21 protein-coding genes are annotated in these 19,561 nt (G+C 42.0%); 8 read left to right on the top strand and 13 right to left on the bottom strand.

The features are described from left to right. Position 1 precedes the first annotated feature (1 nt). The 3 genes from D5F11_RS01465 to D5F11_RS27245 form a co-directional block, all read right to left on the bottom strand. Positions 2-991: a 5-oxoprolinase subunit C family protein gene (locus D5F11_RS01465; RefSeq protein WP_120118659.1), complete on the bottom strand. Its 990-nt coding sequence runs from the start codon at positions 989-991 to the stop codon at positions 2-4. After that, entirely contained in the window at positions 988-1,857 is an 870-nt protein-coding gene (locus D5F11_RS01470; RefSeq protein ID WP_120118658.1) for a 5-oxoprolinase subunit B family protein, read from the bottom strand. The genes D5F11_RS01465 and D5F11_RS01470 overlap by 4 nt, the downstream gene beginning before the upstream one ends. 436 nt (positions 1,858-2,293) lie before the next feature. Continuing rightward, positions 2,294-2,521, bottom strand: coding sequence for a class I SAM-dependent methyltransferase (locus tag D5F11_RS27245; protein WP_245998016.1), 228 nt, complete (start codon positions 2,519-2,521; stop codon positions 2,294-2,296). A 512-nt stretch (positions 2,522-3,033) separates the two neighbouring features. Here D5F11_RS27245 and D5F11_RS01480 point away from each other — a divergent pair. Both D5F11_RS01480 and D5F11_RS01485 read left to right on the top strand, forming a co-directional pair. Continuing rightward, positions 3,034-3,561: an RNA polymerase sigma factor gene (locus tag D5F11_RS01480; protein WP_120118657.1), complete on the top strand. Its 528-nt coding sequence runs from the start codon at positions 3,034-3,036 to the stop codon at positions 3,559-3,561. Beyond that, on the top strand, positions 3,554-4,837 hold the full coding sequence (locus D5F11_RS01485) for a DUF4179 domain-containing protein (RefSeq protein WP_120118656.1): 1,284 nt from the start codon (positions 3,554-3,556) through the stop codon (positions 4,835-4,837). The genes D5F11_RS01480 and D5F11_RS01485 overlap by 8 nt, the downstream gene beginning before the upstream one ends. Before the next feature lie 296 nt (positions 4,838-5,133). Here the strand turns inward: D5F11_RS01485 and D5F11_RS01490 are convergent, their stop codons facing one another. Further along, positions 5,134-6,000 carry a sulfite exporter TauE/SafE family protein gene (locus tag D5F11_RS01490; protein WP_120118655.1) on the bottom strand — a complete coding sequence of 289 codons (867 nt, stop codon included), beginning with the start codon at positions 5,998-6,000 and terminating at the stop codon, positions 5,134-5,136. A 14-nt stretch (positions 6,001-6,014) separates the two neighbouring features. Next, entirely contained in the window at positions 6,015-6,935 is a 921-nt protein-coding gene (locus D5F11_RS01495) for a helix-turn-helix transcriptional regulator (RefSeq protein ID WP_120118654.1), read from the bottom strand. A 124-nt stretch (positions 6,936-7,059) separates the two neighbouring features. Between D5F11_RS01495 and modA the strand changes: the two genes are divergently transcribed. From modA to D5F11_RS01510, 3 genes are read left to right on the top strand one after another with little or no spacing between them, the layout of a single operon-like run. Further along, positions 7,060-7,869 (top strand): molybdate ABC transporter substrate-binding protein, encoded by an 810-nt coding sequence (gene modA, locus D5F11_RS01500; protein WP_120118653.1) that lies wholly within the window; start codon positions 7,060-7,062, stop codon positions 7,867-7,869. A gap of 23 nt (positions 7,870-7,892) precedes the next feature. Then, positions 7,893-8,567 carry a molybdate ABC transporter permease subunit gene (modB, locus tag D5F11_RS01505; protein ID WP_120118652.1) on the top strand — a complete coding sequence of 225 codons (675 nt, stop codon included), beginning with the start codon at positions 7,893-7,895 and terminating at the stop codon, positions 8,565-8,567. A gap of 13 nt (positions 8,568-8,580) precedes the next feature. Continuing rightward, positions 8,581-9,249: a sulfate/molybdate ABC transporter ATP-binding protein gene (locus D5F11_RS01510; RefSeq protein WP_120118651.1), complete on the top strand. Its 669-nt coding sequence runs from the start codon at positions 8,581-8,583 to the stop codon at positions 9,247-9,249. 51 nt (positions 9,250-9,300) lie between these two features. Here the strand turns inward: D5F11_RS01510 and D5F11_RS01515 are convergent, their stop codons facing one another. The 4 genes from D5F11_RS01515 to D5F11_RS01530 form a co-directional block, all read right to left on the bottom strand. Beyond that, entirely contained in the window at positions 9,301-10,143 is an 843-nt protein-coding gene (locus D5F11_RS01515; RefSeq protein WP_120118650.1) for an ABC transporter permease, read from the bottom strand. Between the two features lie 16 nt (positions 10,144-10,159). Next, a complete protein-coding gene (locus D5F11_RS01520) occupies positions 10,160-10,948 on the bottom strand; it encodes an ABC transporter permease (RefSeq protein ID WP_120118649.1) in 789 nt (262 codons plus the stop codon). Between the two features lie 104 nt (positions 10,949-11,052). Next, a complete protein-coding gene (locus tag D5F11_RS01525; RefSeq protein ID WP_120118648.1) occupies positions 11,053-11,925 on the bottom strand; it encodes a carbon-nitrogen hydrolase family protein in 873 nt (290 codons plus the stop codon). Positions 11,926-11,944: 19 nt separating this feature from the next. Further along, positions 11,945-13,012, bottom strand: a complete 1,068-nt coding sequence (locus D5F11_RS01530; protein WP_185830437.1) for an ABC transporter substrate-binding protein — start codon at positions 13,010-13,012, stop codon at positions 11,945-11,947. A gap of 352 nt (positions 13,013-13,364) precedes the next feature. On the opposite strand from D5F11_RS01530, the gene D5F11_RS01535 reads away from it, so the two are divergent. After that, positions 13,365-14,264 (top strand): LysR family transcriptional regulator, encoded by a 900-nt coding sequence (locus D5F11_RS01535; RefSeq protein WP_120118646.1) that lies wholly within the window; start codon positions 13,365-13,367, stop codon positions 14,262-14,264. On the opposite strand, the gene D5F11_RS25790 is transcribed toward D5F11_RS01535, so the two are convergent. The 3 genes from D5F11_RS25790 to D5F11_RS01545 all read right to left on the bottom strand — a co-directional run bounded on the left by D5F11_RS25790 (position 14,261) and on the right by D5F11_RS01545 (position 16,727). Continuing rightward, a complete protein-coding gene (locus D5F11_RS25790; RefSeq protein WP_185830438.1) occupies positions 14,261-14,416 on the bottom strand; it encodes a hypothetical protein in 156 nt (51 codons plus the stop codon). The two genes, D5F11_RS01535 and D5F11_RS25790, sit on opposite strands and share 4 nt — an antisense overlap. Positions 14,417-14,786: 370 nt before the next feature. Continuing rightward, positions 14,787-16,082: an RNA-guided endonuclease InsQ/TnpB family protein gene (locus D5F11_RS01540; protein WP_425470717.1), complete on the bottom strand. Its 1,296-nt coding sequence runs from the start codon at positions 16,080-16,082 to the stop codon at positions 14,787-14,789. A gap of 96 nt (positions 16,083-16,178) precedes the next feature. Continuing rightward, entirely contained in the window at positions 16,179-16,727 is a 549-nt protein-coding gene (locus D5F11_RS01545) for a thioredoxin family protein (protein WP_120119541.1), read from the bottom strand. A gap of 135 nt (positions 16,728-16,862) precedes the next feature. On the opposite strand from D5F11_RS01545, the gene D5F11_RS01550 reads away from it, so the two are divergent. After that, positions 16,863-17,339 (top strand): PaaI family thioesterase, encoded by a 477-nt coding sequence (locus tag D5F11_RS01550; protein ID WP_120119542.1) that lies wholly within the window; start codon positions 16,863-16,865, stop codon positions 17,337-17,339. 31 nt (positions 17,340-17,370) lie between these two features. Here the strand turns inward: D5F11_RS01550 and D5F11_RS01555 are convergent, their stop codons facing one another. Continuing rightward, a complete protein-coding gene (locus D5F11_RS01555; RefSeq protein ID WP_120119543.1) occupies positions 17,371-18,195 on the bottom strand; it encodes an MBL fold metallo-hydrolase in 825 nt (274 codons plus the stop codon). Positions 18,196-18,618: 423 nt separating this feature from the next. Between D5F11_RS01555 and D5F11_RS01560 the strand changes: the two genes are divergently transcribed. Continuing rightward, positions 18,619-19,536, top strand: coding sequence for a proline dehydrogenase family protein (locus D5F11_RS01560; RefSeq protein WP_120119544.1), 918 nt, complete (start codon positions 18,619-18,621; stop codon positions 19,534-19,536). Positions 19,537-19,561: the final 25 nt, after the last annotated feature.

Consider the following 19,561-nt stretch of genomic DNA (forward strand, 5'->3'; position numbering starts at 1 on the left):
GTTATGCCTCCTGTTGTTGCGATATAATTTGTTCTCTTATTTGCTTCATTTTGTCCTTCTCAGCTTTTCTTGCTTCAAGAGCCTCATCAATACCGACGGGGATAAAGCGTACTTTTTCATTCGTCTTCGCCTGAGCCATCTTGTTCAGATCCGGACTGATAATTGTAGCAATCGTCGCATATCCGCCTCCGGTAACAGCATCATTTAACAAAGCAATCGGCTCGACACCATCCGGCACCTGAATGGAACCGATTGGATAACCCAAATCCACCACATTGGAAGGATTGCTTCCGGCTCCAAATGGCTGCTCTCTCTCCACGAAATCCAAGCGCTCTCCTTTGAAACGATAACCAACTCGGTTTGCTTCAGTTGTAATAGTCCAATCCAATGAAAAGAAACGTTCCTTACTTTCTTCAGTTAAGCGGTAGCTGCACAGCCCCACAACGACCCGGATTTCATGTCTTTTAGAAAATGTGGGAATTAGCTCATCAGGGACACGTGTTCCAACTTTTACTTCTCTTCTGATATCATCCCCGATTTTTAGCCCGTCGCCTGCTTGCAAAGCGCGCCCATCCAATCCACCTATGCCGCATAAAGTATAGGTAGCTCTTGATTCCATAATCACCGGGACATCGATACCGCCTTGTACTGCCAAATAGACCCTTGCTCCGCCTTTTACAAAATCAAAAGAGAGTGTATCGCCAGCTTTGATTGACAATGTTTCCCACATAGGAACTGGTTTCCCGTTGATTTTTGGCGGGATCTCTCCTCCAGTTAGCGCAATAACAGCATCCCTCTCAAATTCAAGAACAGGCCCCATATATGTAATTTCCAATGATGCTGCTCTATCATCATTTCCAACAAGAACATTACCCACTTTGTATGAAAATTGGTCCATTGCTCCAGAAGGAGGCATTCCCACTTCATAATATCCAATCCGCCCAACATCCTGAATGGTTGTTTGTAAACCCGGATTTTTCACTTTGATCATGAGTATAACCTCCTTAGCACTTCTTCAGAAAACGTTTTCGGATTTTCGAGTACTTGTTTCGGAGTAAAAGTGATCTCCTTCGTTAAATAGCGAAACGTTCCATTCTCTACTTCTTCCCTAATGGAATCGTATTCTTCCCGCGTTACACTTCGGTATCTGAAGATGTCACCTTGTTTAGGAAATGTCATCGTATCCTGGAAGTCGTATAGCTTGCTGTCTTTTTCAAAAATTGGCGCGGCAGCAATTCCAAACAATTGGTAACCTCCGGCTCCATCTACCGGATAAATCACAGAGAAAGCCCCTCCAAGACCGAAAGCCCTTTCAGGTGTGAAAGTTCTTGGCCGGACATATTTCGGCGCTTCAATCTGCTGTTCACGCGGCACCATCTGATAACACCACGGAAGACCAGGTACAAAACCGATCATTGTGACAAGATAGGGAGCCCCTGTCATGGCATCAATCAAAGCATCTGTTGAATCAAACCCATTGATTCGTGCAGTATATTCCAAATCCGTTGAATTGGGGTCCTGATGCCGGTCCCTGAACCGCATCAATGCCTCATGTGTCCATGGGTCTTCAAACAAAACTGGGACATCAACCATCCTTGAAGATAATTCAAAATCATCAATAGATGTCGTCTGCTCCAACTCTTTCAGTTTTGAAATCAGCTTGTCCGGATGAATTTTTTCAGGTTCAAATCGAACCATATAAGAAGCATTCGAAGGGCAAATATCTAATATGCCTGAAAGCTGCTCCTCCTTTAATTGTTTTGTGATAGCCATCGCCTGGAAGTTCACTTCTAGGCTCATCTCTTCTGCCAGTTCGACAAAAATAAACTCATCTCCGCCATATTCGTAACGTGTCATTAGCCATTCACCTCTCATTTACTCTATATTGTTATCTACATCGCAATATTCATGCCAACAACGAAAAGTGTTATTCTTTCATATTTCTCCTCTCTTCCACCCACAAATATTTCAAAAATGAAATTTATCTTTTTCATTTTTGAAATAACAGATTCGGTAAAACAAAAAAAGCCCGAAAATCAAACTGACCTCCGGGCATAGTTTAGATATTACTAACCGTTTTGATATCATTCATTTCGCATGACATATCCCCCCTGCAAAAAACCCGGCAGAAAAAAACGGGTTATTTTCGTAAAGCCAGCTTTTACCAGGAACTGCTCAATTTGATCTTCAGGAAAAAAAGGGATTTTCATGACGTTTCTGTTTACCATCTCATCGACTCTGGATACTTCATACCCAGCATCCAGCCAAAAGTTTTCCAGACGTTTAATCTATTTTAAAGCTCAGCATTATCACGGTCACCATAAGCACTGACGAGTACAAACGGTGCTCCATGCTTCAAATGCCCCTTAATGCTCTTTAACAGCTTTAACTTCTCTTGTTCACCATCAATGAAGTGAAGAACCAGGATACAACTGGCTGCATCGAATTTCGATTCGGACGGCAACAGGCCGTCAATCGTTCCCCGAATCAATCGGACACGGTTTTCCAATCCCAGCTTCACTAATTTATTTTCCGCAATCTGTAGTATCTCATCAGTAGGGTCGACTCTGGTGAACGTCTATTTTGGATTAGACGGCCCCCATGCAGCAAGCTCATTTCTACCACCCGCGCCAATCACAAGAAGTGCTGGTGCTTTTTCATCCATTTGATCTCGGAAATATGATTGAATCATTGAGAATAATGCATCATTTGCAGGGAGATTCAAGTGTTATTTTCATAGACAAGTTCCATTTGCGAATTATGCTTATGTTTTCAATCATTATGTGTCGCCTCTATTATTTGATATTTCTTAGTATGAAAACCCCTATTTGTTCGTTTTTTTGAAAGCTTTCACAAACAGCAACTTTAGCCAATATCCTCGGTCTTATTAAGCCATACAAGCGTTGGAGAGAATAGTAAGAGTAAACATGATTAGAGGGAAGCTCGCTTTTCATAATCCTACATAAAAAATTTTTTATAAAAAATGAACTTTTTTCATTTATCATTTCTCTTATAGATAAGTGAGGTGAGGGCATGAATGCAAGTCGGTTGGTAAAAATGGCAAAAAAGGGAGATAAGGAAGCACTGCTTCAATTAATCATGGCAGAAAAGGATGCTTATTACAGGCTTGCTTTAACTTACATGAAAAATGAGCATGATGCGATGGATGCCATGGAGGAAATGATCCTAATATTATACGAAAAAATTGAACACCTAAAAAAAGCTGAGGCTTTTTACAGCTGGAGCAAAACGATATTAGTGAACCTTTGTAAATCCATGCTCATCAAGCAAAAGAAAGTGATCCTGCTTGAGAGTATGCCCGATGGACAACATTCGTACCAGTTTCCCTATATAAGCAGTGAACAACGTTTGGATATCCAGCAAATGCTTGGACATCTAAACGAAAATCAAAGAGAAACCATCCAGTTGAAATATTTACATGATCTTGATTACGAAACAATAGCTGAAATAACCGATGTTTCGATCGGTACTGCCAAATCGAGGATTTTCGAAGGCTTGAAAAAACTGAGGGAACTTTTCGGGGGTGATTCAAATGAATGATATTGAAAAACAGCTGAATGAAGAAAAAAGACGCCTGAGCACCATTACTGCACCAGAAGAATTGGAAGCAAGGCTAAAAAAAGCTTTACATTCTGCCCCACCAAAAAGATTGAAGCGCTCTCCTCTTCTGAAACTGGCAATCATATCTCTGATTTTTATCGTTGCTACCGGATACCAATTTAATGCATTAGCGTATTATGGAAAAAAGCTGCTTGGGTTCGATGAAGTGATGAGCGGGACTTTAAAGGAGCTGAACGACAAAGGGATGGGACAAGTCATTGAAAAAAAGACTGCTCTTGATGATGGAACAGATTTTACTATCAATGGAATCATAACAGATTCCAACCAGCTCGTGATGTATTATACATTAAGCAACCAAAAGGGATTGGATGATGACACAAGCGACCTTTTTCAACCCTCAGCGATTACCGGATTTTTGACAGATTCCAATGTGGAGAGCAATACATTTATGCTCAGTTATGACGGGACTGAGATTAAGGGGACGATGTCATTTGAACCTGTCAGCCCTTTTTCAAAAAAATTGACGTTGCACTACTGGGATATGAACAAAGAGCAGATGAAGGAAAAGAGCATTTCCTTTCCCTATAAACCAAACAAAGCAATGCAGGTGGAGCTGAAACAAAAGATAAATAAAACGATAAAAGTTGATAAAGGGACGATTAGCTTCGATTCGATTACAGCCTCTCCTACCTTGACAGTAATAAAAGGGAAAATGAACGTTGAAAACTTTGACAGAGTCCATACCTCACTGGACGGCATAGAATTAATCGCCAATGGATCACCGGTGCAAATGGTGGGAGGCGGATATCAATCTGCTTTACTTGGAAGCAAATTTGATGTTCGATTTGAGGCATTGCCCAAAAAGCTTGATTCACTGGAGCTCGTTGTGAAACATTTCGCCGGATACAAGATACTTGGAGAGAAGATAAAACTTGATTCCTCAAAAAATGAGCCGGTCACAATCGGTGGAAAGGAAATGATTATTCAAGAGGTCAAGCTCACTTCGGAAGGCTTGGAAATTACGATTGCGACAGATGACGATGTCATGCTTGATGGCGTGTCTATCGAAACGAAAAGTGGAAACGTTCCTTTATCAACTACCATGAATCAAACCGAGGCAGAACAAGAGGATGGGAGCATCATGAAGGTACGGACTCTGCTATTCAAGTCGAAAACCGAACCGGAGTCACTATTAATAGAAGGAATGCATTATATGAAACGCTATGACCAAAAAATTGAAATTCCTGTAAAATAGATACCCTTGGAGCAAAGGTTGTGCTAGTGAGCTTAAGATTTATCAATCTCGTGCGGGTTCGCGCAATAAACCGTTGAACCCGCATAATTTACGTATAGAGTGCAATTTAATGATGACCGGTGTACACTCTATCATTAAAGTTCTCCCCAAAAAAACTCAATGATTGGTTTTTACATTTATATGATGAAATTATCAATTTCCTCTGAAACCTGTGGCATCCGCCGGAGGCTTTAACTTTATTCAGCGGGGTTTAAACCCCCACTGAATGGAATACCAATATGCATTCATCTCACCACTTACAGATGTGGGAGATTTCTGCTGAATGAAGTTAAAATAAGCCAAACGAAAACAACTGACACTACCAATGTGGCCACCATGACTATCGGCAGCGAAACCATTAATGAATTCACTAGGAACACAATAATCGTCTGGACAGCAATGGCCGCTATGATCAGGCACATCAAAAAATTCAACGTTTTTTCGCTTATTAATGCAGTTAACTTTCCTCCGATCAGCGCACCAATAATACCACTGATTCCAAGCGGTACTATGACATCCACTCGGACATATTCCCAGCTCAATTTTCCCAAAATAGTTCCTACACAAAGCATCCCGCCTACAACCATACCAGTGCCGACGGCCTGCCTGACAGTTAAACGGAATAACCGCAGGAAGATCGGCATGTATAGAAATCCGGCTGCAACACCAATCATGCCTCCAACTGCCCCAACGATTATGCTGAGAGAAATTGCAGTGAAATACGGAAATCTGCCTTCTGCATCAAGTTTCTTTCCGCTGCTAGGTAAAATGATCGTTATTGCAGCTAACAGCGCAAAAAAGGCAAAAATTCCTTGCAGGACATTGTCGTTGAATGAGTTGGCCATCAAAGATGAAATTAAGCTGGACATCACGGCAGGTATACCAAAGTATACGACAATTTTATTGACAACAAGTTTTTGCAGCCAAAAATAGACCGCTCCTGATATTGTTGTAAAGAGGGTGTAAAAAGCAGTTGTTGTGACAATCTGTTTCATATCCAATTTCAATTGGAAAATGGCCGATATCAAGATCAGCATGCTCGTAACAATAATGCTCCCACCAACCGACACCATGCCTGAGATGATTCCCGAAAATAAACCGATCAAAAATGCTAAAATCCACATGAAAATCCCCCAATTTACTGCTCGTACAAGATTTCCCCAGTCTTTTCCACCCCGTATCCAAGCGATTGCAGCTCCTCTTTAAATTCGTTGTTGTTTAATATCTCCAAAACAATGTTAATAAGCTGAACATTGTTTTCTTTTTTCAAAATGACCAAATCGTAGCTTTCTGCAATCAGAGGGATAAAATTGATATTCGCAACCTTGGCTGATTGTTCAATGCCGACTCCGACATCCGCACGTCCATTCGCAATTACGCTAGCCACACCTAAATGACTCGTTTGGAAATTTTCATATCCACTTACTTGATTTCTTTTGATTCCATTGATCCGTAATTGTTCATCCAGAAGAACCCTCGCTCCTGCGCCTTTTTCCCGGTTGATCAGCTTTATGCCTGGCTTAGCCAGATCCTCCCATGATTGAAAACCATGTGGATTTCCCTTTGCCACATAAAGCCCCGCTTCACGCTGCAGCATGTGAATAACCACGAATGATTGGCTGACTAATATTTTCCTTATGTATGAGATATTGTACTGGAGCGTATCACCGTCAAGGAGATGGGTACTCACCACATCCGCTTTTCCCAAATACATTGCAATCAGACTGTCAAGACTGCCTCCATGAGAACGAAGCGGTCGAAAGTCGCTTGATTTTGCTTCTATCTGCCTTGCCAAAATATCCAGACTGCTGTCCTGCCCGCTGATCACGACTTGACGCGCCGTCCCTGAAGCCGCCGTACTAGACTCCGCTCCTTGGGCAATTCCCACTTCCAGTCCCCGGGACTTATAATTCTCCAGTTCTTTCGCGTCCACACGCATTTGCCGACCTACTCTGAAAGCCTTCAACTCTCCTTTTTTGATCAAATCATAGACTGTCAATTTGGAGACTTTTAAAGCTTTAGCAATTTCCTCTGTAGTAAAAGACTCGTTGTGCGCCAAGAAAAACACCTCAATATTCTTAATAATTCTATTTTATCATTTACTTACACAAGCAGGCTAACTATAATTAGATATAACTAGTTATAATTAGATATAACTAAAATTTCTTTTTAGGGGGATCTAGATGAAAAAACTTGCAATTTTCATATTAGTTATCGCCTCATTGCTTTTTGCAGGATGCAACAGCAATGATACAAGCGATAAAAGCAGCCAAGATTCAACAGAAAAAGCTAATAAAACTGAAGAAAAAACACCATTGACTGTTTCCGCCGCAGTTAGTCTGACTGACGCGCTGGAAGAAATCAAAGAACTATATGAAAAAGACCATCCAGTAGAATTGACATTTAATCTAGGCGGATCAGGCACACTAGCCCAGCAAATTCAGCAAGGTGCTCCGGTTGATATTTTCATTTCGGCCAACCAAGAATGGATGGACACGCTCGAAAAAGATGACCTTGTCAATACCTCGACAAGAGAAAATGTAACGGGTAATAAAATCGTTTTGATCACAGGGGCAGACTCCAAAATTGATTATAAATCAGTCGATGAAGTCTCCGCGGCAGATGTGGATCAGATTGCCATTGGAAATCCTGAAAGCGTCCCTGCTGGAGAGTATACAGAAGAAATTTTACATAATCTAAAAAAATGGGATGAAATGAAAGATAAGCTTGTATTGGCTAAGGACGTACGCCAAGTGTTGACGTATGTTGAAACTGGAAACGCCGACATTGGATTTGTCTATGAAAGTGATGCCGTGACCTCCGATAAAATCAAGGTTTTATCAACTGTCGATGAGTCATTGCACGATCCAATCATCTACCCAGGGGCCGTCTTAGCAGATACAAAACATGAAAAAGAAGCGGAAGAGTTCCTGAAATTCCTGGAAGCGGAAGATGCACAAAGCATTTTGGAAAAATACGGGTTCAAGAAATAAATATTGTAAGGTATGATTGATCTATGAACTATTCTCCGCTTTTACTTTCATTTAAAACGGCCGCCATCGCAACGGTGATCGTCTTTATCACGGGAGTCGTCCTAGCAAGAATCATCGGTCGCAACTCTTTTTATGGGAAAAGTGCAGTGGAAGCCATCATTTTGCTTCCACTCGTGTTGCCCCCTACCGTTGTCGGTTTCGGTCTCTTATATATTTTTGGAAAAAACGGATTCATAGGAAAGCTATTGCTCGACTGGTTTGATTTCCAGATTGTTTTCACTTGGTACGGAGTATTAATCGCTGCGGTTGTCGTTTCTTTCCCATTGATGTACCAAAGTGCTGCCGCCGCATTTCAGCAATATGATCAAAACGTTGAAAACGCGGCCTACACAATGGGCGCCTCGAAATGGAAGGTATTTTGGACCATCTCTTTTCCCCTTGCTTGGCCTGGTCTGTTGGCAGGGACCGTCCTTTCCTTCGCACGTGCCCTCGGTGAATTCGGTGCCACGCTCATGATCGCTGGATACATCCCAAATGTGACTGATACGATCCCGCTCGCTATTTACTTTGCTGTGGAATCCGGAAATATGGATTTGGCCAAATTCTGGGTAATCATTATTGTCGCTCTCGGATTCAGTGCTATCTTATGGCTAAATTGGTGGAGCAAAAGGAATATGATGAAACATTCGAAGTCCTAATGGAGGGATGACTGTGCTCACCGTTGATATTCAAAAACAACTGTCTCATTTTGAACTGAATATACAATTCTCGGCAGCCAATGAAATTGTCGTCCTGTTCGGTCCCTCCGGCTCCGGCAAAACCACAATCCTGAATAGTATTGCAGGACTAAGTCATCCAGATTCCGGGATCATCCGCTTGAATGGAGCAGACCTTTTTGACGGCAAATCCATCGTACCAATTCAAAAAAGAAGTGTTGGCTACCTTTTTCAAGACTACGCCCTTTTTCCGCACATGACCGTGTGGAAGAATATCGCTTATGGCATGAAAAACGAAGCGTTTGCCAAAGATTTAATGAAAGAACTCCGAATCGAACACCTGGCATCCAAATATCCGTCTGAAATATCCGGTGGAGAAAAACAACGCACCGCCATCGCGAGGGCCATTGCGACTGAACCCGATGCACTACTTTTGGACGAACCTTTTTCAGCACTTGATGATGAAACAAGGAAAAAGAGCCATGAAGAACTGATTCGCATCCATCAACTTTGGCGCATCCCCATTATCTTGGTCACCCATAACCATGAGGAAGCAAAAAAGTTAGGGAGCCGGATTTTATATTTGGAAAAGGGAGAAATTCTTGAGGGGTATGTAAAAAAAGATGGACATACGGAGAAATCAAGGCCGTTCGTGACCTCATAAATTCAATAAGGAAAGGCCCCGCACAATCAGCTCCGTGTGCCGGGTCTTTTTTTACAGCGCTTCTTTATCCCCGGATAATTTAATAAAAAAAACAATCATCAGCAAAACAACTAACGTCATCAAAATCGAAACAGATGCCCCAAGCTGCCAGTTTAAATTCACCTGGAAATCGTCACGAATAACATTTCCAATCATGATTGATTTACTTCCGCCCAACAAATCAGGCACTACAAATATCCCTAAAGCGGGAATGAAAGTAATAAAACATCCTGCCACAATCCCTGGGAGAGTCAAAGGTATGGTGATGTTAAAAAACGTTTGAACAGGATGGGCCCCTAAATCTTCCGATGCTTCCAAATAAGTTTTATCCAATTTCTCAATGGATGTATAAAGGGGCAGCACCATGAATGGCAGAAAACCGTAAATCAACCCAACCAAGATGGCGAAAGGTGTATAAAGCATTGTAATTGGCCCTTCAATTAATCCTATTGCCATTAAAAATGAATTGATGACTCCGTCATTTTTCAATAAAATGATCCATGCATACGTTCTGACAAGTAGGTTTGTCCAAAACGGGATAATGACCAGGAAAAGAAGCTCATTTTTCCATTTCTTCGCATGGGCAATAAAGTATGCGAAAGGATAGCCTATAATAAGGGAAACAATTGTCACGATCACTGCCCAAATGATCGACCTGAAGAAGATGCTTGCATATAACGCTTGAAATGCCTGTTTATAGGCTTCCAAACTGAATGTATATTCGATTCCGCCGTATCCGTCATTCGTGGTAAAGCTTAAGATAACAACCATGAGGATCGGAACAATTAAAAAGCAGAAAAAAAGTAGAAGGCTTGGCGCTAAAAGCAAATACGCCATTTTTTTATTTCGATTCATTTTTATGCTCACTCCTTTACGACTGTTCATCTCCTAGAGATCCTCTCCACTTTTCACCCAGAAATACTACAATAACCGTGACAATGATCATAATTGTGGATAAGGCATTTATTTCAGGCGTAATACCGGTGCGGACTATTGAATAGATCATTACCGGCAAAGTATTAGATCCCGGCCCGGTCGTAAAGAAAGCAATGACAAATTCATCTATTGAAATCGTAAAACTTAACAGCCCACCGGCTATGATACTAGGGAAAATCAATGGGAAGGTCACTTTCCAAAAGGTTTGCCAGCCATTAGCACCTAGATCCTTTGCTGCTTCCTCTAGGGAGTTGTCAAATCCATGGAGTCTTGTAAGGACAAGGAGCGTGACAAAAGAAGTGCTCAGCACCACGTGTCCGGGTATGACAGTTGACAGTCCTAGTGAAACATGAAGCCAGGCAAACAATACAAGCATCGATACCCCGATGATGATCGGCGGAATAACGATAGGTACATAGAATAATAAATCAATATATTTTTTTCCAGGAAAATTGTATCTATTGAGTGCTAGAGCGGCACATGTTCCAATAATAAGTGAAAAAAACGTGGAAATGCTTGCTACAAAAAGGCTATTGACGATTGAGACGATCAAGGCATCATTTGTTGCAAGCTTCTGATACCAGTCAAATGTGAACCCATTCCAGCTTGTACTAATCTTAGAATCATTGAAGGAATAAACAATTAAAACGAGTATCGGAATGTAAAAAAACAGATAAACCAGAACGGACCAAGTGCCTAGAAGTTTCTTCGTTTTTGCTTTCAAGGCTGGTTCCTCCTTATTCATTTGTTTACAAGGAAAGCCTCTCGGGATAAAGAGAGGCTTTTTAACATGTCTATCAATGCGCTCTTTAAGGAGGAGGCTCTCTTCTAAACTAATTCAGTAAATTGAACTGAATAAAGATCCTGCCGTACATCATTGAACAATGGTGCCGGACTATACTTGCGCGATCTTTTCAAAGAACCAAGGTCAAGAGTTCCAGTTACCACCATTTCCTGGCCATTAACCCCTTTTGCGATTACACCGTCTTCTGTGAAAAATGGATCACAAGGTGAATAGATTCCCGCGTAGCCAGCATTCGTTGAAAAACTATCAAATTGCGGCAAATCGCTCAATGTTGAAGTTTTTACAACGAACATTTGATTTTCAATAGCCCGGGCTCTGGCACATTGATCCACCCGGAAAACTCCATGCATCGTTTCTGTCCACGATGGACAAAAAATAATCTCTGCCCCTTCTTCTGCTGCTTTCCTCGACAGCTCCGGGAACTCGATATCATAGCATATAAGCAATGCCACCTTAGCCCACTCGGTATCAAATACTTTCAATCTGCTGCCGGCATCCAAATCGAACATATTTTTCTCAAACTGAGTTAAGTGAATCTTATCTTGGTAAACATGTGTCCCGTCCGGATAAAACAAATAACCCCGGTTGACAAATCGGCCTTCCCCATCCTTAACAACATGAGAACCCCCTACAATATGAACCTTATGCTTCGAACTTAACCTTCGAAACAGATCGATATACATTCCTGTATATCGATCCAAGTCCCTGACCATATCATATTCGACACCAGCAGGAACGAGACATGCAAGCTGTGTTGTAAAAAATTCAGGGAAAACGATGAAATCGGGCTTGTCCTGTAAAGCCTGGTTTGTAACCTGTTCCACTTGGGAAGCAAATTCATCCTCGCTTTTTATCCCCCTAATATAATATTGAACTGCAGAGACATTTAGCTCCATCTACAATTATCCTCCTTGTCTACTGTCCGATAACTTCCCTCCATGTGTGATCCATTTTAGTTAAATCTTTCCCCATGTCTTTATACCAGTCAGCATGCTTTACATCTTCTTCAGGTGGGTAAGCAGCAGGATTATTCTTCTCTTCATCCCCCATCAATTCAACTGCCGCACTGTTCGGGTTGCTGTATGGTATTTCATCAGAAATTTTCTTGCTCACTTCAGGCTCTAAAACATAGTTGATAAACACTTCCGCTGTATACTTGTTTTTACTGACTTTTGGAATCGCCAGATTATCCATCCAGATGGTTCCGCCTTCTTTCGGAATCTTGAACATCAAGTTTTCATTCTTTTTCATCGCCATTCCGACAGTTCCAGAATAAGCGGCACCAATCCACACATCATTACCGGATAAAATATCAGATGCAGTGCTCTCGTATGCATACACGTTCGGATGCAATGCAAGAAGATCCTTTTTAGCAGCTTTTAAAGCTTCATCACTTGCATCATTTTGGCTGTAACCGTTCTTTTGGAGCGCAACAGTCAGCGCTTCACGGCCAACGTTCGATAATAAAACATGACCTGCATACTCCGAAGTCCAAAGATCTTCCCAGCCAACTGGATCTTTCACTTTAGTTTTATCGTAAACCATTCCAATGTACCCATATAAATATGGTACAGTATACTTATTGCTAGGATCATAGTCTCTTTCATGGAATAAAGAGTTTATATTTTTAAAGTTGGGGATATTATCCATATCCAATTCTTGAAGCATGTCTTTTTGGATCATACGGCCCGCGATATAATCTGTTGGTACGACGATATCATAGTCTACTGCACCGCTTTGTATTTTGGTCAGCATTTCCGCGTTGGATCCATAGGGATCATAGATGACTTTAACACCGTATTTTTCTTCAAAGCCTTTTAAAACATCCTCAGGCCAATAATCACCAAATGAAAAAAGTTTCAGTTCCTTGGCCAGCTTTTGCTCTCCATCATCCTTGCCAGATGATTCGGAAGAAGAGTTACCGCAGGCCCCCAAGGCAAGGAAAAGTACAAATACAGCTAATAGAGTTATGATTCTTCTCAAAATAGCTCCCCCTTTTTATCAAATGCGCCTTGGCGTATTTGCGCTAAGAATTTATCGAACTCCGCTCAATAAATCTCCTCTGAAAATCTGTGGCATCCGCCGGAGGCTTTGACCTTATTCAGCCTGGGTTTTAACCCCTACTGAATGAATACCAATATGCATTCATCTCAGCACTTACAGAAGTGGGAGATTTCTGCTGAATAAAGTTAAAATACAAACCTATTGAAAACCCTTTCACACTGACTGTAAACTATAGTATATGTCGACTGTTGTATTATTACAAATATATATTATATATAGATTTAATATATTTTATAAAACATTTCATCAATTTATTAAGAGGAGAAATTAAATGGACCTTCATCGTTTGCGTTGTTTCATAAAAATAGTGGAGGAAGGGAGTGTTTCCAGAGCCGCTGAGGCGATGAATATGACGCAGCCCCCCCTAAGCATCATGATGGGCAAGCTTGAAAAAGAATTGAAAGTATCATTGTTTGACCGCTCTGGACGCCGACTGACTTTAACGAGAGACGGTGAATTTCTGTATCAACGGGGAAAAGAACTGATTGCATCTACTGAAAATATGGTAAAGGAATTGTCGGAACATAACGACGGGCTGCGCGGTACAGTTACCGCGGGATGCATCACATCCGCCAATCTATTCATCATTCCCGATGCAGTCAAAAAGCTCCGCGAAGAAGCACCGAATATCGTCATGCGTGTCAAGGAAGGAAATTCATCGTTCGTGCTTAATGAATTGCGAAACCATAAAATTGATATCGGCATCGTCCGGACGATATTCGAAGCGGAGGATCTCCATATATCCACTCTGCTGACGGAGCCTTTACTGCTGGCATTGCCGCCCGGACATCCCTTATTAGAAAAGAAGTCGATTAGCATTGCCGATCTGCGGAATGAAAAATTCATCCTCCCGACATCTTCGCACGGTTCGGGAATTGCCGAAGAGATCATGGAAGCCTGCCATAACAGCGGTTTTACCCCAAACGTGATTTATTGGGGGACAGAAGTTTTTCCAATGCTCTTTATGGTAATGAAAGGAGTGGGAATCAGCTTCGCGCCATACAATTTCAGCCGTATCCATTGGCCGGAACTCCCAAATCTTGTTCCACTGGCAGAACCCAAACTGGAGACGAAGCTCAGTCTGGTCACACTGCAAAACCATTACCAGCCTTCGACTGTCGTGCGATTTTTGGACATCACCAGAGAAGTTGCCAGGGGGTTACAGCCCTAAACATCAAATGCGCCTTGGCGTATTTGCGCCCAGATCTTATCGAGCTCCGCTCGATAAATTTCCTCTGAAAATCTGTGGCATCCGCCGGAGGCTTTGACTTTATTCAGCCGGGGTTTGAACCCCCACTGAATGGAATAATAATATGGATTCATCTCACCACTTACAGAAGTGGGAGATTTATGCTGAATGAAGTTAAATAGGCGGAGCCGTCGCCCCGCCCTTTCCGTTATTTCACTTCATATGAACCTCCCACCACTTAAAACACCCGTTTTTGAAGTGGGGGTTTCCTAACCAATCGACAAAAAGCTTCCAACAAGACAGGCGGGTGACACCCATCTTTTGCGGTAAGCCGCAGGAATTCATTTTGCCAATGACATTAGGCAACAGCCTACCCTTAGATAAACTGGGTCGGAACTGACCATCTACTACTTCCTGCCCTTAGGCAATCCGTAGANTGACATTAGGCAACAGCCTACCCTTAGATAAACTGGGTCGGAACTGACCATCTACTACTTCCTGCCCTTAGGCAATCCGTAGATACGTTGTATGGTTTAGGAGAAAATCAAGTTCCCTGATTTCCCCGTAAAACGTTTTTGCGAAGAAATTCGATGCCCCGTGAATATCACGGTGATTTGTATAACCGCAAGTACAACTGTATATTCTCGAAGATACTTTTCGTTTCTTCACACAACAAGGACATTGTTGTGTCGTATTGCTCTCATCATGTTTAGAAAGTTCGATGCCTTCCGCTTCCAGTTTATAAGATAAAAAGGCGTATACTTTCCCGAAAGACCAGTTGGATAGTTTTTGGTTCGTTGTCCTACGGCGAATCTTTTTCTTTTTACGGCGGGATGTGTTTCGCTGCACCCCATCCACCTCACCAAAAGCGACTTCTTTCACTTCGTTGGCGAGGCACCAATCGACAAACTGTTTCGTTGTTTTATGCAGGGCATCCCTGAGTTGATGTTCGCTTTTCGAAAGCACGTAACGTTTCGCCCGGTTATACCTCTTCCATTGCTTCGAGCCTTTTGTACACTTGCTCATTTTCCGCTGGAGTTCGGAAAGCTTTTTATTGCGCAGCCGATGGANGGAACGAAGGTGGCGCCCAGTAATAATCAGATTTTCTCCGTTTTCAGCCACCGCCGTAATGGTATGAATTTCTCCAACGTCAATGGCAGCCCGGTTTACGAATTGATTCTCTTTTACTTCCCTTCCATCCTCATAAGCAATAGACAGCATCAGTTGCCCGATCTCTTTAATTTGCCCTTTTGGTAATTCTTTCACCCAAATATTCAGAGGTTTTTGCCTTTTCCCTTCAAAAATGCCCATGGATAACTCGATTTTTCCGTTCTCAAATACTTTAAAGCCGTTGTTCGCCCACTTTGTATTGAAGTACGTTTTCTTTTTATACGGGTATTTTGTTTTATGGCCCGCTTTTCTTGCTTTTAGTGCCGCATCCCGTGCGAACAAATACTTATGACAAACCGCCTGTACGGATTGAGAATGAATAGGGAAGATTCCTTTTGCCCTTTTTTGCAACTCGCTTTTGGTTATCCATTTTCCTGTTTTCAAATGGGTTTCTTTGGCAAGGGCGAGACAGAAGTTCCACACTTCGCCTGATATGCGGTTGCACTCGAACAGTCGGTCAATGGTTTCCTTGCTTGCGCGAAACAGAGTTTTCATACAACGGAGCATTTCGTTTCCTCCCACTCGTGAATAATGAGGATACCTATGTCTCATTATAACACAAAAGGAACAAACGTTCCCGCGGAGTTGCGNTCCTCCCACTCGTGAATAATGAGGATACCTATGTCTCATTATAACACAAAAGGAACAAACGTTCCCGCGGAGTTGCGACAAAGGCAAGCATTCATCCCCCACCTACGCTTTGCGTTGAGGAAGGGGACTTCTGCCCTAAGTTGTTAAAGTATCTTTCATGCTTTCATAAGAATTATTCCAGAAGTTAGGCTTCTCTTTGAACGTTTTTCCGACGATTTTAACCATCTCTTTGAATTTTTCATCATAGCTTTCATCATCCTTTGACGGCAGCTCTTTTCTGTATTCGTCGACGAATGCTTTCGTCGATTCCGTGATTGGCCCCCATTTGGCCACCTGTTCGCCGTTTTCATCGATGAAAATGAAAATCGGAATCACCCGTTTGCCATTTGTCAAATATTGGTCCATCAAATCCAGATGCTGATCTCGCGGAAGCAGCCGGACATCCATCTCTGTTTTTTCCGCTAGTCGAAGCAAAACGGGAACATTCAGCATACAATGACCGCACCAAACTTCTGCCAAAGCTATAGCGCGCAGGTTCTTCTCTTTTACTTTATTGAAAAAATCCTCGTCAGCGGGAGGCTGGAAGTTTTCATAGATATGTAAAAAACCATCTTTTTGATGCTCTAGATCATTCATGTATTGCTCAGGCGTCAGCCCTTTTTCAAACCATTCATTCAAGTTCAATCTTTGTCACTCCTTCATTTATCTTATAAAAATCTTATCGAATCTTGATTATTCTGTAAACAAAACTGCTTGTCTACTATAATATAGATAAAGATAGAGAAAATATGAAATTAGAAAGAAGGAGGAAAAGTAAAATTGAAAAAAATCATTCATGCCATTCAAGATGAATATCCGGATGAATTCGCTCATTGTTTTGGATGCGGACGCTTAAATGAAGCAGGGCATCGTTTTCGTACCGGATGGAACGGTGACAAAACACTCACCATTTATGAACCAAAACAAGAACACACAGCGATTCCGGGGTTTGTTTACGGCGGATTGCTTGCCTCACTGGTCGACTGCCACGGAACAGGATCGGCGGCACTTGCCTTACATAGGAAAAATGGCCACGAACCGGGCAGCGGGCATGCATCTCCCCGTTTTGTCACAGCTTCATTACATGTCGACTACCTGAAGCCTACACCACAAGGGACAGCTTTAAACGCAATCGGCACAGTCGAAGAAATTCATCCGAAGAAGTGGAAAACTTCAGTAGAAGTCTTCGCTGGGAACGTCCTTTGTGCAAAGGGCGAAGTGATAGCTGTCGTCATGCCCGATACTTTTAGAACTTGAAAATGAAAAAGCATCCTCTTTGGATGCTTTTTTACGTATCAAACAAAGTTCCCTCCAACGCGCTGATATACCGACCGGCTGACATTTGAACAGCCTCATTGGCATTTTGCGCAACCACTTTTTGAAAAGCATTATACAAGCGGTCAAATTGGAGTTCCTTTACATAATTGGCTATCGCTTTTACTTTTTCGGCCGGGAGCGGAATCAAATTCGGGTAACTATACATGAAGCTAACCCAATTTGTATCAGCTACGACTTGAATAATATCACCAGTAAGTAAAACTCCTTTCCCATTGTTTCCTTCAGGCCAATGTAAGACAGCCCCTCCTTTGAAATGTCCGCCGAGCCTATGCAGGACAAGGTTTTCTGATAGCTCCAACTGTTCACCTGACCAAAGATTAATCCAATCACTTGGCTCCGTCACCCAATGACCGTCATCCTTATGGATGTAAATAGGAGCTTGAAAGCTTTCCGCCCATTCCACTTGAGCCGAATAATAATGCGGATGAGACAGGGCAATAGCATCAATTCCGCCTAGCTTTCTGACTTGCTTCTTTGTTTTTTCATCGAGAAAACTGATACAATCCCAAAGAACATTGAACCCATCCCCTTGAACAAGGAAAGCGGACTGACCTATTCCGAATTTCGGCACCGTCGTTATCCTGTATAACCCTTTCTCCATTTCCACTATTTCATTTTCATAATCTCCACTGGCCTGCATATCACCAAGCGTCGTCCATTCCTGGCCGTTTGGATTCACATACTGCCGTTCTTCCGTACAAATACTGCAAAATTCGGGCAGCTGAACGCTGACAGGATATTGAACACCGCAGGTTATACAAATGAACTTTGTCATCTCCATCCTCCCTCTTCTTATCAAATACGCCTTGGCGTATTTGCGCCCAGATTTTATCGAGCTTAAGCTCGATAAATTTCCTCTGAAAATCTGTGGCATCCGCCGGAGGCTTTGACTTTATTCAGCCGGGGTTTGAACCCCCACTGAATGGGATACCAATAGGCATTCATCTCACCACTTATAGAAGTGGGAGATTTCTGCTGAATGAAGTTAATCGTTCGTTTTATCAGTAATGCAGGAAAGGCTTTCTACTGACCCGGTCACTAAGCACCGGTCATGCCTCTGTTACAAAGCTTCTTCCGTCCCCTTTTGTTTCCAACCAACAACAAAAGCACCCAAAGTTTGTTTTCTACAGACGATGCCAGACATATTTAAAATTTATACAATAAATTTAAGTCTAATATATCTAAGGTGGTGAATAAAATGGAAACGGTAACAAAAAATTTGTTTTTATTTCTTTCCAAAAACAATTGGCTGAATGAGATGGCAAAGAAAAGAGGCAGCAATATTGTTACAGGAAAAATTATTGCAGGGACTGATTTTCCAAGCTCCGTCCAAATCATCAAAGAACTGAACACCAGAGGCTTAGCCACCACTGTTGATCATTTGGGGGAATTTGTTAATTCAGAAAAAACAGCCGTTGAAAGGACGGAAGAGGCTATTGCCACGATTGAAACGATTAGCAGAGAAAGACTCGACTCCCATATGTCCGTCAAAATGACGTCGCTCGGCCTCGATATTGACCGGGATCTTGTCATCAGCAATATGACAAGTATTTTAGATACAGCGGAAAAACATGGTGTCATGGTGACAATTGATATGGAGGATGAACCCCGATGTGAAAAGACACTTGAACTATTTAAACAGTTCAAGCAATCATACAATTGTATCAGCACAGTTTTGCAGGCCTACTTGTACCGGACAGAACAGGATTTGAAAGAATTAAGTTCTTTGAAACCGTTTTTACGGCTTGTAAAGGGAGCATACAAAGAGCCGCAAACTGTCGCCTATCCGGATAAAAAAGATGTCGACGAAAATTATAAAAAATTGATAGAACAAAGCTTTAGACTGGGGTTGTATACTGCAATCGCCACTCACGACGATCATATGATTGAGTATACAAAGGGACTTGCTGCAAGATTGCAAATTCCCAATAATCAGTTCGAATTCCAAATGCTGTACGGCATGCGGAACAAAACACAATTAGAGCTTGTGGAACAAGGGTATAAGATGAGGGTCTACGTTCCTTACGGACGTGATTGGTACGGATACTTTATGAGAAGACTAGCTGAAAGGCCGGCAAATATTTCATTCGCCTTTAAAGGTTTCGTAAAAAATTAATCATTTTATATTGATAAGGAGTTGT

This window comes from Siminovitchia terrae (genome assembly GCF_003605405.2).
Taxonomy (GTDB): Bacteria; Bacillota; Bacilli; order Bacillales; family Bacillaceae_C; genus Siminovitchia; species Siminovitchia terrae.

Bases quoted from the DNA above. Each gene is read 5' to 3' on its own strand.
- D5F11_RS01470 (WP_120118658.1), bottom strand. From the start codon at position 1,857: ATGACACGTTACGAATATGGCGGAGATGAGTTTATTTTTGTCGAACTG.
- D5F11_RS01525 (WP_120118648.1), bottom strand. From the start codon at position 11,925: ATGGAGCTAAATGTCTCTGCAGTTCAATATTATATTAGGGGGATAAAA.
- D5F11_RS01465 (WP_120118659.1), bottom strand. From the start codon at position 991: ATGATCAAAGTGAAAAATCCGGGTTTACAAACAACCATTCAGGATGTT.
- D5F11_RS01515 (WP_120118650.1), bottom strand. From the start codon at position 10,143: ATGAATCGAAATAAAAAAATGGCGTATTTGCTTTTAGCGCCAAGCCTT.
- D5F11_RS01560 (WP_120119544.1), top strand. From the start codon at position 18,619: ATGGAAACGGTAACAAAAAATTTGTTTTTATTTCTTTCCAAAAACAAT.
- D5F11_RS25790 (WP_185830438.1), bottom strand. From the start codon at position 14,416: ATGAATCCATATTATTATTCCATTCAGTGGGGGTTCAAACCCCGGCTG.
- D5F11_RS01555 (WP_120119543.1), bottom strand. From the start codon at position 18,195: ATGACAAAGTTCATTTGTATAACCTGCGGTGTTCAATATCCTGTCAGC.
- modA (WP_120118653.1), top strand. From the start codon at position 7,060: ATGAAAAAACTTGCAATTTTCATATTAGTTATCGCCTCATTGCTTTTT.
- modB (WP_120118652.1), top strand. From the start codon at position 7,893: ATGAACTATTCTCCGCTTTTACTTTCATTTAAAACGGCCGCCATCGCA.
- D5F11_RS01480 (WP_120118657.1), top strand. From the start codon at position 3,034: ATGAATGCAAGTCGGTTGGTAAAAATGGCAAAAAAGGGAGATAAGGAA.
- D5F11_RS01485 (WP_120118656.1), top strand. From the start codon at position 3,554: ATGAATGATATTGAAAAACAGCTGAATGAAGAAAAAAGACGCCTGAGC.
- D5F11_RS01490 (WP_120118655.1), bottom strand. From the start codon at position 6,000: ATGTGGATTTTAGCATTTTTGATCGGTTTATTTTCGGGAATCATCTCA.
- D5F11_RS01535 (WP_120118646.1), top strand. From the start codon at position 13,365: ATGGACCTTCATCGTTTGCGTTGTTTCATAAAAATAGTGGAGGAAGGG.